11 protein-coding genes are annotated in these 12,689 nt (G+C 70.7%); 9 read left to right on the top strand and 2 right to left on the bottom strand.

Features of this window, described 5'->3' with window-relative positions:
- The first annotated feature begins 56 nt into the window (after nt 1-56).
- The 8 genes from K340_RS30385 to K340_RS0115190 all read left to right on the top strand — a co-directional run bounded on the left by K340_RS30385 (nt 57) and on the right by K340_RS0115190 (nt 9,144).
- The gene (locus K340_RS30385) at nt 57-887 is read left to right on the top strand and encodes a dihydrofolate reductase family protein (RefSeq protein WP_051266426.1); all 831 of its coding nucleotides are present in this window, start codon (nt 57-59) and stop codon (nt 885-887) included.
- Nucleotides 884-2,467, top strand: coding sequence for an alpha/beta fold hydrolase (locus K340_RS0115160; protein WP_029137335.1), 1,584 nt, complete (start codon nt 884-886; stop codon nt 2,465-2,467). The genes K340_RS30385 and K340_RS0115160 overlap by 4 nt, the downstream gene beginning before the upstream one ends.
- A gap of 52 nt (nt 2,468-2,519) precedes the next feature.
- Nucleotides 2,520-2,945 carry a peptide-methionine (R)-S-oxide reductase MsrB gene (msrB, locus tag K340_RS0115165; RefSeq protein ID WP_029137336.1) on the top strand — a complete coding sequence of 142 codons (426 nt, stop codon included), beginning with the start codon at nt 2,520-2,522 and terminating at the stop codon, nt 2,943-2,945.
- Between the two features lie 61 nt (nt 2,946-3,006).
- Nucleotides 3,007-3,579, top strand: coding sequence for a DUF3000 domain-containing protein (locus K340_RS0115170; protein WP_029137337.1), 573 nt, complete (start codon nt 3,007-3,009; stop codon nt 3,577-3,579).
- Nucleotides 3,580-3,778: 199 nt separating this feature from the next.
- A complete protein-coding gene (locus tag K340_RS0115175) occupies nt 3,779-4,435 on the top strand; it encodes a helix-turn-helix transcriptional regulator (protein WP_245599572.1) in 657 nt (218 codons plus the stop codon).
- A 71-nt stretch (nt 4,436-4,506) separates the two neighbouring features.
- The gene (locus K340_RS30390) at nt 4,507-5,739 is read left to right on the top strand and encodes an HRDC domain-containing protein (protein ID WP_245599573.1); all 1,233 of its coding nucleotides are present in this window, start codon (nt 4,507-4,509) and stop codon (nt 5,737-5,739) included.
- A 91-nt stretch (nt 5,740-5,830) separates the two neighbouring features.
- Nucleotides 5,831-7,018: a thiolase family protein gene (locus K340_RS0115185; protein ID WP_037364878.1), complete on the top strand. Its 1,188-nt coding sequence runs from the start codon at nt 5,831-5,833 to the stop codon at nt 7,016-7,018.
- Nucleotides 7,015-9,144, top strand: a complete 2,130-nt coding sequence (locus K340_RS0115190; RefSeq protein ID WP_245599574.1) for a 3-hydroxyacyl-CoA dehydrogenase NAD-binding domain-containing protein — start codon at nt 7,015-7,017, stop codon at nt 9,142-9,144. The genes K340_RS0115185 and K340_RS0115190 overlap by 4 nt, the downstream gene beginning before the upstream one ends.
- Before the next feature lie 124 nt (nt 9,145-9,268).
- On the opposite strand, the gene K340_RS0115195 is transcribed toward K340_RS0115190, so the two are convergent.
- Entirely contained in the window at nt 9,269-9,814 is a 546-nt protein-coding gene (locus K340_RS0115195; protein ID WP_037364881.1) for a YwqG family protein, read from the bottom strand.
- Complete coding sequence (gene dxs, locus K340_RS0115200) at nt 9,811-11,736, bottom strand: 1-deoxy-D-xylulose-5-phosphate synthase (RefSeq protein ID WP_029137342.1); 1,926 nt, start codon at nt 11,734-11,736, stop codon at nt 9,811-9,813. Before dxs ends, K340_RS0115195 begins: the two co-directional genes overlap by 4 nt.
- 91 nt (nt 11,737-11,827) lie before the next feature.
- Here dxs and K340_RS30395 point away from each other — a divergent pair, with 91 nt between their 5' ends.
- Nucleotides 11,828-12,613, top strand: a complete 786-nt coding sequence (locus K340_RS30395; RefSeq protein WP_051266429.1) for a glycerophosphodiester phosphodiesterase — start codon at nt 11,828-11,830, stop codon at nt 12,611-12,613.
- Nucleotides 12,614-12,689 lie beyond the last annotated feature (76 nt).

Here is a 12,689-nt window from a genome sequence, read left to right on the forward strand (position 1 = left end):
CCCGGCCTCGGCTCGATTCCGGTCGGCCCGATCCCGACTCGTGATGCAATGGCCGGGTGCAGATCTTCCGCCCCGGTTCCGTGACGGCCGGCCACCTGTCCACCATCTCACTGACCGACGCCGGCACGTTCACCACCGATGCCGAGGATCTGCTGGCCGCCGCCATGGCCTGGCCGTCGCTGGAACCGGACCCGAACGCGAACCCGGACGCGGTCGACAACCGTCCGCCATGGACGTTGCGGGCCAACATGATCGGTTCGCTCGACGGCGGCGCGACGATCGATGGACGATCGGCCGGCATGGGCACCCTGATCGACCAGAAGCTGATGGGTCTGCAGCGCGACCTGGCCGACGTGGTGCTGGTCGGCGCCGGCACGGTGATCGCCGAGAACTACCCGGGCGCGAAGGTATATCCGCGGCGGGCCGCCCGGCGCCGGCGCTGGGGCCGCAGCGAACTCCCGCGATGGGCGATCGTCGCCTCCCGTCCGTTGCCCGCCGATCTGCCGGCGATCGTCGACAGCGCCGAGCCGCCGTTCGTCATCACCGCGGACGGGGTGGACCAGCCGGCCGGCACCGAGGTGATCAGCACCGGGAGCAGCGTGGACGTCGGGGCCGCGCTGCCGTTGCTGGCCGACCGCGGCCAGCGCCGGATCCTCTGTGAGGGCGGCCCGACACTGCTCGGGCAACTGGCCGTCGGCGATCACGTCGACGAGCTGTCGCTGACCATCGCGCCGACCCTGCTGGGCACCGGGTCGACCACGCCGATGCTCGGCGGTGTCGATCTGCTTGCGCAACGGGCGGCCGACGGCGGGGCCGATCGGTGGCGGTTGGTCACCCTGCTCGCGGACGGCGATCACCTGTTCACCCGGTACCGGAGGGAGCGGTGAGACGACGGCCGCCGATCCGGCCGGCCGGCGTCACCGCCGCCGTGGTCGCGGTGGCAGCGCTGGTCACCGGCTGTACGGTCGGCCCGTCCAGCCGGCCCCCGCTGGCGACCTACGGCCAGCAACCGACCACCGTGACCAGTGCGTCGCCCTCGGCCAGGCCGACCGGGCCCGGTGGCTCCGGCCAGCAGGCCGATCCGCTGAGCTGGGGATCGTGCCCGTCGGACCTGGCGACCGAGAGCGTGGACGGCGTCGCGTTCACCCTGGAGTGCGCCCACCTGCCGGTGCCGGGGAGTTACACCGAGAGCGGTTCCGGCTCGGAGGATCTGGCCGTCGTCCGGGCCCGCACCGACAAGACCCCGGCCGACGCGCCGAACCTGGTCCTGCTCAGCGGTGACCCGGGCGCGAACGGCACTGCGCAGATCGCCGACCTGGCCGGCGCGCTGCCCGCCGACCTGCGCGCCGGGCACGCGATCGTCACCCTCGATCTCCGCGGAACTCTGCCGACCAATCCCCGGATGGACTGCCTGCGCTCGGACACCCTGCAGGAGGTGCTGGCGCCGCCGACCGACCCGTCCGACCCGGACCAGGCCGCCGCGATCGGCACGCTGAGCACGGCGCTCACCTACGACTGCGGAGACGAGGTGGGTACCACCATCACCGATTTCGGCACGGTGAACGCCGCCGACGACCTCGACACCCTGCGCGCCGCGCTCGGCGACGACCGGCTGCAGTTCGTCGGCCAGGGCTTCGGCGCCACCCTCGGCGCGGTCTATGCCAACCGCTACCCGGGCCGGGTGCAGCGGCTGGTGCTCGACTCCCCCACCGACCCGGCGGCGTCGCTGACGGACACCGCCCTGGCCAGGGCGATCGCGCTGGAGTCGGCGCTGGACGACTACGCCGACCAGTGTGCTGCCGACTCGTGCGCGCTGGGCGCTGACCCGAAGAAGTACGTCACCGAGCTGATCGCCACCCTCGGCGATACCGGCGGGTCGGCCGGCGGGCTGCTGATGACGGGCGGCAGCGTGCTCCTGCTGTTGAGCCGAGAACTCGGCGATCCCGAGGGCTGGCCGCAGCTGACGAAGGCGCTGGCCGCCGCGGACGGCGGCAACGGAGATCTGCACCCGATGATGGCCCTGCTGCTCCGCGACCTCGGACTCGACGACGACCGCCACCTGCTCGAATCCAACATCGCCTACACCTGCAATGACGCCGGCCAACGGCTTTCCGAGGCCAGTCTGGCGCAGAACGCCGCGGCGGCGAAGAAGAAGGCTCCGGTCTTCGGCGCCTTCCTGATCGGCCAGGCCGGGCTGTGCAGCGACTGGCCGACGGCGGTGTTGCCGCTGGGCAGGGTCACCGGTGCCGGGGCGCCGCCGATTCTGGTCGCCGGGTCGAACGCGGACCCGATCAGCCCCTACAGCGGCGTCCAGTCGGTCGTCTCGCAGCTGTCCTCGGCCCAGCTGATCAGCTGGCAGTCCGGCGCCCACGGCACGTTCCCGGCCAGCAGCTGCGTCGGCAATGCCGTGCAGAGCTATCTGATCGACGGCACCGAGCCGGCGGCCGGCCTGTTGTGCCCGCCGTGACCGGTGCGGCCGCCCGGACCGTGCTCCCGGCCCCGGCGGGTAGCTTGGGTGGATGACCGAGAGTCCGAGCAAGCAGCAGGTCGTCAAGACCGAAGAGGAGTGGCGCGCCGCCCTCGACCCGGCCGCTTACCACGTGCTCAGGGAGGCCGGCACCGAACGTCCGTTCACCGGCGAGTACACCGACGTCGACACCGTCGGCGTCTACCGCTGCCGGGCCTGCGGCGCCGAGCTGTTCCGGTCCGAGACCAAGTTCGCCTCGCACTGCGGCTGGCCGAGCTTCTACGCGCCCAGCGAGTCCGACAACGTGGTGTTGCTGACCGACACGTCGTTGGGAACGGTCCGCACCGAGGTCCGCTGCGGCACCTGCAACTCGCATTTGGGGCACGTGTTCGCCGGTGAGGGCTACGACACCCCGACCGACCAGCGGTACTGCATCAACTCGGTGGCGCTGACCCTGGAGCCGGCCGAACAGGACTGAACCGGACGATGGTCGGCGCGCTTCCCGGCGACTGTCGGCGCCCGCCCGTAGGGTCCTGTCCATGACCGTGTCGGCCACTTCGACCGCACCCGGGGAGTTCGACCTCGCCGTTGCAGGCCTCGCGTCCGTGATTCCGCGCAGGGAGATCGTCCTGGGCTCGCTGCCCGCGCCCGCCCGGCTGGCGCCGTTCAGCCACGCGATCTCCGCGACCCTGTACAACTCGGAAGACATCGAGGTCGGCTCCGGCCGGCTGGTTCTGCTGCACGACCCGAACGGCGTCGACGCCTGGGACGGGACGCTGCGGATCGTCATCTTCGCGACCTGCGAACTGGAGAACGAGGTCGCCAGGGATCCGCTGCTGCCCGAGGTTGCCTGGAGCTGGTTGGTGGACGCCGTCTCGGCGACCGACCACACGGCGCTGGGCGGCACCGTGACGGCCACCGCATCGACCCGTTTCGGCGATATCTCCGGTCCGGAACACGCCGACGACCTCGAGGTCAGGGCATCGTGGACACCCCGGTCGACGGACACCGCTCCGCATTTGGCAGCCTTCCTGGAGTTGTTGTCGGCCGCCGCGGGCTTGCCCCCTGAGGGTGTGTCGGCCATTCGAGGGACGTCACGCTCGAATGCCTGATGATCTGTCCCGCTAAGTCCGGAAAGGGCGGTAAACATGCTTGACCAAGCGGGTCCATGTCAGTGACACTGCTACCGGAGGTATCAGCGCGTTCGGCTCGGTGCCTTGCGCGATCTGTGATCCGGCCGGAGCATTCTGCGACCGGCCCGTCAGCGGAACAGGAGCCCTCGTGAACACGTCCTTCCCTCAAGGGACAGGTGTGGGCTCCTACGCAGCCGAGACAGCTGCCTCGCACAGCCTTGCCCGGCCCCGCAGTGGCGTTCTGCCGGGACCGCGGGTGCCGGCCGAGGCCGTCGATCCCGAACAACTCACCCAGGTCCGGGCGATGGTCGCCGATCCCGACGTCGGTTCTCGCGAATCACTGGCCCGCACGCTGGCGGCCAGCGGTATCGGCGTCGTGGACCACACCGGTGATGCCGTCGAGGCCGCCCGGCAACTGGCGGCCGCACCCGGCGGCGACCTGCTGCTGGTCAGCCTCGGCTTCGGCGCCCAGGCCGCTGCTCTGGTGACGGCGGCCAAGGAGGCGGGCTGGGCGCGGGTGATCGCGTTGGCACCGGTGGCCGAGATCGGTCCGGTGATCGACGCGGTCGGCGCAGGAGCCCACGGCGTGCTGATCGGCCGGCGGGCCAATCCGGCGGCCTCGAACCTGCCGAGCACCATCCACGATCTGTCCGCCAGGGAGATCGAGGTCCTGCGGCTGGTCGCCGACGGCCGCTCCAACAAGTGGATCGGCGATTCGCTGTCGCTGTCCGCGCTCACCGTGAAGAGTCATCTGGCCAGGATCGGCCGCAAGCTCGGCACCGGCGATCGCGCGCACATGGTGGCGCTGGCGCTGCGGGCCGGAGTCATCTCCTGACTCCGGCACCCGCAGCAGAGGCCGCTCAACCGGAGGGCGCCGACGGGACTCCGGAACCGGTCCCGTTACTGGTGCCACGCAATGGATTTCGCGGTCCGCTGAGTGACCCGCTGGAGATTCAGCAGTTGGCCAGGGAGCTGGCCGCCGGCAGCGGGCCGATCGCCCTGGACGCCGAACGCGCCTCCGGCTACCGGTACTCACAGCGCGCCTATCTGGTGCAACTGCACCGGGCAGACATCGGCACCGTGCTGATCGATCCGATCCCGCTCGGTGACCTCGAGGTACTGGCCGGGCCATTGGCCGACGCCGAGTGGGTGCTGCACGCTGCCACCCAAGATCTCGCCTGTCTGGCCGAGATCGGCCTGCGCCCTCGCACCCTGTTCGACACCGAGCTGGCCGGCCGGCTGGCCGGACTGCCAAGGGTCGGCCTCGGACCGCTGGTCGAGCAGATGCTCGGGCTGAGCCTGCGCAAGGGACATGGCGCCGACGACTGGTCGCGTCGACCGCTGCCGGACTCCTGGTTGGTGTACGCCGCGCTGGACGTCGACGTGCTGATCGAGCTGCGGGACGCGATGGAGGACCTGCTGCGCCGGCAGGGCCGCCTGGATTGGGCCCGGCAGGAGTTCGCCGCCATCGTCGCCGCGCCCGATCCGAAACCGCGCGCCGATCCGTGGCGACGGACCTCCGGCATCCACAAGATCCGCGATCGCCGGACGCTGGCGGCCATCCGCGAGCTGTGGCTCGAACGGGACCGCGCGGCCGCCCGGCGGGATGTGGCGCCGCACCGGGTGCTGCCGGACTCGGCGATCGTCCAGGCGGCGACGGTGCGGCCGACGACCGCGGCCGAACTGGTCGAGCTGCCGGTGTTCGGCGGCCGGTCCCAGCGGCGGAACGCCGACATCTGGCTGGCCGCGCTGCGGCGCGCCGCTGCCCTGCCCGATTCCGCACTGCCACCCCAGCACCTGCCGGCGGACGGTCCGCCGCCGGCCGCCCGCTGGGCGAGCAAGGATCCGTCGGCGCACGCCCGGCTGGTCGCCGCGAAGGCCGCGCTCGGCGACCTGTCCGAACGGATCGGCATGCCGGTGGAGAACCTGATGACGCCCAGCCTGGTCCGGCTGATGCTCTGGCAGCCACCGCCGGCCGCGGAGCTCCCCGACCGGCTGCGCGCCGAGGGCGCCCGCGAGTGGCAGATCGAGTTGGTGGCCCCGATCCTGGTGGCGGCCCTCGATGCCCGCCCCGAGCCGCCGAGTGGCCCGGCCGAGCCGCCGGGTGGCCCGGCCGAGCCGCAAGTTACTGACGGGTAGCATTGCCGTATCGCACCGCACGCGGCGCCGCATTCTTCGCGACCCGCACGGCAAGGAGGCTGACGTGGCAACTACTCGCACCCTGCAGGATGTGGTCTTCGTCGACGGGGCCCGCACCCCGTTCGGCAAGGCCGGCCCCAAGGGCCAATACGCGCAGACCCGCGCCGATGACCTGATGGTGAAGGTGATCCGCGAACTGCTCCGCCGACACCCGGAACTGCCGCCGGAGCGGATCGACGAGGTCGCGGTCGCCGCCGCTACCCAGACCGGCGACCAGGGCCTGACCATCGGCCGGACCAGCGCCCTGCTGGCCGGCCTCCCCCGCAGCGTGCCCGGCTTCGCGATCGACCGGATGTGCGCCGGTGCGATGACGGCCGTCACCACCGTCGCCTCCGGCATCGCCGTCGGCGCCTACGACGTGGCCATCGCCGGCGGCGTGGAGAGCATGACGAACCACCCGATCGGCCAGGGCGCCGACCCCAATCCGCGGTTCGTGGCCGACCGGCTGGTCGACCCGGCGGCGCTGAACATGGGCAACACCGCGGAGAACCTGCACGACAAGTACCCCCAGCTGACCAGGGAACGGGCCGACGCCTATGCCGCCGAGTCGCAGCGCAAGTACGCGCAGGCATTGGCGGCCGGCAAGATTGCGCCCGATCTGGTTCCGGTGGCGACCCGCTCGGTCGAGCAGGGCTGGGGCCTGGCCACCGCCGACGAGCCGCCGCGGCCGGGAACCACCGCCGAGAGCATCGCCAACCTGAAGACCCCGTTCCGTCCGCACGGCCGGGTGACTGCCGGTAGTTCGTCACCGCTGACCGACGGCGCCACCGGCTGCCTGCTGGCCGCCGCCGACGTCGCCGCCGAGCTGGGACTGCCGGTGCGGATGCGGATGGTCGGCTTCGCCTTCGCCGGGGTCGACCCCGAGACGATGGGCGACGGACCGATTCCTGCCACCGAAAAGGCGCTGGCCAAGGCCGGTCTGACGATCGACGACATCGGCCTGATCGAGATCAACGAGGCATTCGCCGTGCAGGTGCTGGCCTTCACCGACCACTTCGGCCTGGCCGACGACGACCCCCGGCTGAACCAGTACGGCGGCGCCATCGCCATCGGGCACCCGCTGGCCTCCTCCGGCGTGCGGCTGATGACCCAACTCGCCCGGCAGTTCGGCGAACGACCGGACGTGCGCTACGGCATCACCACCATGTGTGTCGGCCTCGGCATGGGCGGCACCGTGATCTGGGAGAACCCGAACTTCGTCGAAGGAGACGCCAAGTGACCAGCAGCACGGAGCCCAGCACCACCGCGGCGGCCGATACCCACGCGCTGGAGCTGCCCGGCGAGGTCGTCACCACCGCCACCACCCGGCTCATCGACGTCCCCGGCGTCGACGGCAAGGTCGCGTTGATCAGCCTGGACAACGGCCAGGACCACACCCGGCCCAGCACCTTCGGTCCGGCCGGGCTGCGCAGCCTGGATGCCGCGCTGGACCAGGCTTTCGAGGCTGCGCCGGCCGCGATCGCCGTCACCGGCAAGCCGTTCGTCTTTGCCGTCGGCGCCGACCTGGGCGGCATCGGTCTGCTCCCGAACCGGGACGCGGCCAAGGCCATCGGGCAGCTCGGCCACGCGGTGTTCCGTCGGCTGCACGATTCGCAGATCCCGACGTTCGCGTTCGTCAACGGCGCCGCCCTCGGCGGCGGTGTCGAGGTCGGCCTGCACTGCCACTACCGAACGCTGGCGAGCAACGCGGCGATGATGGCGCTGCCCGAATGCTTCCTGGGCATCCTGCCCGGCTGGGGCGGCACCCAGCTGCTGCCGAAGATCGCCGGCCCGGAGAGCGCGGTCACGGTGATCATCGAGAACGCGCTGAATCAGAACCGGATGATGAAGCCGAAGGACGCGCTGAAGCTCGGCGTGGTGGACGTGGTACTGGACGCCGCCGACTACCTCGAGCAGTCGCTGGCTTGGCTGGCCGGCGTACTGGACGGCTCGATCACCGTGCAGCGCAAGGAATACGGCGAGGCAGACTATGCGGCGGCCATCGAACGCGGCCGGACGATCAGCGGGATGCGCACCCACGGCGCCTCCGCAGCGCCCGATCGGGCACTGGACCTGATCGAGCTGTCCAGGACCGCCGATCTGGCCGTCGGCTTCGCGGCCGAGGACGATGCCCTGGCCGACCTGATCACCTCGAGTGAGTTCCGGGCCGGGCTGTACTCGTTCAACCTCACCCAGAAGCGGGCGCGCAAACCCGTTGGCGCACCGGATGCCTCGCTGGCCAGGCCGGTGAGCAAGGTCGGCGTGGTCGGCGCCGGGCTGATGGCCGGGCAGCTGGCGCTGCTGTTCGCCCGCCGGCTGCACGTGCCGGTGGTACTGACCGAGGTCGACCAGGATCGCCTCGACCGGGGCATCGCCGCCGTGCACGCGGAGATCGCGAAACTGGCCGGCAAGGGCCGGATCAGCCGCGACGAGGGCAATCGGCTGACCGCCTTGGTATCCGGGTCGCTGGACTACGCCGTCTTCGCCGACGCCGACTTCGTGATCGAGGCCGTCTTCGAGGAACTCGAGGTGAAGAAGCAGGTCTTCGGCGAGCTGGAGAAGTTCGTCAGCCCCGAGGCGGTGCTGGCCACCAACACCTCCTCACTGTCGGTCGCGGCGATGGCCGACGGCCTGCAGCATCCCGAACGGGTCGTCGGCTTCCACTTCTTCAATCCGGTCGCGATGATGCCGCTGCTGGAGATCGTCAAGATCGAGGGCACCGACGATGCCGCGCTGGCAACGGCTTTCGCCCTCGCCAAGCAGTTGAAGAAGGGCCCGATCCTGACCGCAGATGCCACCGGCTTCGTGGTGAACCGACTGCTGCTGCGGTTCATGGGCGAGATCCTGGCCGCGATCGACGAGGGCACCCCGCCGGAGGTCGCCGACGGCGCGCTGGCCCCGCTGGGCCTGCCGATGACGCCGATCATGCTGCTGCAGTTGGTCGGACCGGCGGTGGCGTTGCACGTGCAGGAGACGCTGAACGCTTCGTTCCCGGATCGGTTCGTGGTGTCGGCCAACCTGCGCCGCACCGTCGATGCCGGTGTCAAGGCGCTGATCGCCTGGAATCCCGATGGCAGCCAAGGGATCTCCCCCGAGGTGGCGGAGCTCTGGCAGCTGGGCGATTCGCCCTCCACCGCCGAGCAGGTGCGCGAACGGGCCTTGGCGGCGCTGGCCACCGAGGCCCGTCTGATGCTGGACGAGGGCGTGGTCGCCGAGGCCGCCGACATCGACCTGGCAATGCTCACCGGGGCCGGCTGGCCGTTCTGGCTCGGCGGCATCACCCCGTACCTGGACCGCGAAGGCATCTCGGAGAGAGTGACCGGCCAGCGCTTCAACCCGCCCGGTGTCGCCACCCTCCCCGCCTGACAACCCCTAACCCCCACCCCGGCGCTTATCAACTTCCGTCGCGCTTGCGAACGTCGTCCTTTTGTGACGGGAGTGACGAAAGTCGACGACTTCGGAAGCGCCTGCGACGTTGATAAGCGCCGGGTCAGGACTGCCAGAGCCAGGCGGCGGCGGAGCACAGCGAGCAGTCGAAAAGGTAGGCCCGGCCGTAGTCGCCGAAGTTGAACTGGTGCGGGCCGGGATCTAGTTGGGCGACGAAGCGCATCGGGCCGGCCGGGCAGTTCGGGCAGTCGGGTGTCTCGTCATCCTGGATCCACGACGGGTCGCCGCCGAACTGCCCGAAGATGTCTTCGTCGTCGACCGAGGAGTAGTCGCCGTCGAGCCGACCGACGCCGACCAGGATCGGTAGATAACTCAGCACCCCGTCGGGGGTGGTCGCCCGCACGGTGGCGTCGGTGAACACCACCGCCGCATTTCCGCCGGCGAACGGCTCCCAGTCCTCGCACATGCCGGGGTCGTTCTCGCACTGGAACGCCGTCAGCAGTCGACCGTCGACGCTCAGCTGGGCCAGATGCGTCATCCGTCCGTCGCAGCTGACGCACGTCGGCCACTGGAAGCCGTTCGGCACCAAGGGGTTTCCGCCGAGCTGACCGACCGGATGGGCAGCGTCCGGTACCAGCACCTGGATCACGCCTGCAGGCTTTCGTCCGATCCTGCCGCCGAGTCGGCCACCGGACTGCCCAGATCGCTGCTGGACACGTGGCCGGCGATCTGGATGGCCACCGCCTGACCGCTCAATCCCTTGTCCACCAACAGCTCGGACCTCGAACCCGGCTCCAGGAATTCCTGCGGCAGGGCGATCACCAGGACATCGGCGGCGGGCCCGAGGGCATCGCGCACCGCCGACCCGACACCGCCGGACCGGCCGCCGTCCTCCAGCGTCACCACGTGTCGGTAGCCGCCGGCCAGCTCGACCAGCGCCGGCGACACCGGCAGCACCCACCGAGGATCGACCACCGTCACGCCGATCCCGTGATCGGCCAACCGCCCGGCCGCCTCCACCGCGCTACCGGCCAGTGCCCCGACGGAAACCAGCAGCACATCGGGCGAATCCTCCGGCGCCTGCGCCAGCACGTCCACGCCGTCGATCCGGCGGATCGCCGGAACCGTCTGCGGCACAGCACCTTTCGGATACCGGATGACGGTCGGAGCGTCGCCGACCTCGATCGCCTCGGCGAACTCCTCCACCATGCTCGGCTCGTCCCGCGGCGCCGCGAGGCGTAGCCCGGGCACGATTCCGGCCAACGACATGTCCCACATCCCGTGATGGCTGGGGCCGTCCTCTTGGGTGATGCCGGCGCGATCCAACACCACCGTCACCCCCAGTCGGTGCATCGCACAATCCATCAACAGCTGGTCGAACGCCCGGTTCAAGAAGGTGGAGTAGACCGCGAAGACCGGGTGCAGCCCGCCAAGGGCGAGCCCGGCCGCCGACGTCATCGCATGTTGTTCGGCGATGCCGACGTCGAAGAACCGCTCCGGGTACTTCTTGGCGAACGGTCCCAGCCCGGTCGGGCCGGTCATCGCCGCGGTGATCGCCACCAGATCGTCCCGCTCGGCTGCGTGCCGGACCAGCTCCCGGCCCATCACCTTGCCCAACGAGAGCCCACTGGCCGACAGTGGTTTGCCGGTCGCCGGGTCGAAGGCCGGCGGTCCGTGCATCAGATCCTCGGCGTCAGCCAACGCCGGCGCATAGCCGTGACCCTTGTTGGTGATGCAGTGCACCAGTACCGGGCCGCGGAAGCCCTTCGCCCGGCGCAGTGCCCGCTCCACCGCCTGCACATCGTGCCCGTCCACCGGTCCGACGTACTTCAGGCCTAGATCGGCGAACAGGGTCTGCGGCAGCAGCCAGTCCTTCATCGCGGTCTTCACCGCGTGGAACATCCCGTACAGCGGGCCGCCGATCACCGGCGCCTTCGGCAGCGTCGACTTGACCGAGTCGAGCATCCGCTCGTACCCGGGCTTGAGCCGCAGCGCGGCCAGCCGCTCGGCCATCCCACCGGTGGTCGGAGCGTACGACCGACCGTTGTCGTTGAAGACGATCACCAGCGGGCGGTTCTTGCCGGCCGCGATGTTGTTCAACGCCTCCCAAGCCATCCCGCCGGTCATCGCGCCGTCACCGATCACCGCGACCGGGGTGCGGCCCGTCTCCCGCCGCACCGCGAACGCCTTGGCCAACCCGTCGGCGTAGCTCAATGCGGTCGAGGCGTGCGAGTTCTCCACCCAGTCGTGGGCGGACTCCGCGCGGCTCGGGTACCCGGAGAGCCCACCGCGTACCCGCAGGTCGTCGAAGGCGGCGGCCCGGCCGGTGATGATCTTGTGCACGTATGACTGGTGCCCGGTGTCGAACACGATCGGGTCCGCCGGCGAGTCGAACACCCGGTGGATGGCCAGGGTCAGCTCCACCACGCCCAGGTTCGGTCCGAGGTGCCCACCGTGTCTGGCCACCTTCTCCACCAGGAACGCGCGGATCTCGCCGGCCAGCTCGTCCAGTTGCTCCGGGGTCAACGTACGCACGGAGGACGGAGAGGTGATGCGGTCGATCAGCGACACAGAACGGCTCCTCGTTTCGGCTCCGATTCACGGTACTCGGGACTCCTCGACGCTACTGCCCACAACTGTCCGAGCACATAGGATCCGCTGCATGTCGCAACCGCAGTCCGCCCTGACCGACGATCCGACCCCGCGGCCGCTGGTCGTCGGGCATCGCGGGGCCAGCGCCGCCGCGCCGGAGAACACCATGGCCGCGTTCCGGGCCGCCTGGGATGCCGGGGTCCGCTGGCTGGAGACCGACACCCAGCCCAGCATCGACAACGTCCCGGTGCTCATCCACGACGACGACGTCGACCGGACCACCTCCGGCACCGGCGCGGTCCGCGAGTCCAGGGCACTGGATCTGGCCACCCTGGACGCCGGTTCCTGGTTCGGCGACGCGTTCGCCGGCGAGCGGATCCCGGAGCTGAGTGCGCTGCTGGCCGAGCTGCCGGCGGACGGCCGGGTCTTCCTGGAGATCAAGGGTCAGCACACCCGGGAGCAGCTGGTGGCGATCCTGGAGGTCAGCAGGGCGTCCGGCGCCGACGACCGGGTGCTGCTGCAGTCCTTCGAACGCGATGCGCTTGCCACCCTGCGCAGCATCAGCCCCGACCGCCCGCTGGGGCTGCTGACCGTCGGGTGGGACACCGATCCGGTGGCGGCGGCGCGGGAGCTGGGCGCCGTCACCTACAACCCGCACCACCTGCTGCTGCGCGGGCAGCCGGACCCGGCCGGCGCGGTGGCCGCCCTGCACGACGCCGGCATCGCAGTCTCGGTGTGGACGGCCGACGAGGTCGCCGACTGGGAGGTCCTCACCGACCTCGGGGTGGATGCGATCATCACCAACAAGCCGGCCGAGCTGGCCCAGTGGCTCGCCGCCCGGGTCACCGGCGGCTGAGCTCCGCCTGAGCACTTCCCAAGTAGCGGAAACCTCGCCAGGTAGCGCAATGTCCACCGGCGCGTCCCCCAACGTT

The organism is Nakamurella lactea DSM 19367 (assembly GCF_000426645.1).
Lineage (GTDB): Bacteria > Actinomycetota > Actinomycetes > Mycobacteriales > Nakamurellaceae > Nakamurella > Nakamurella lactea.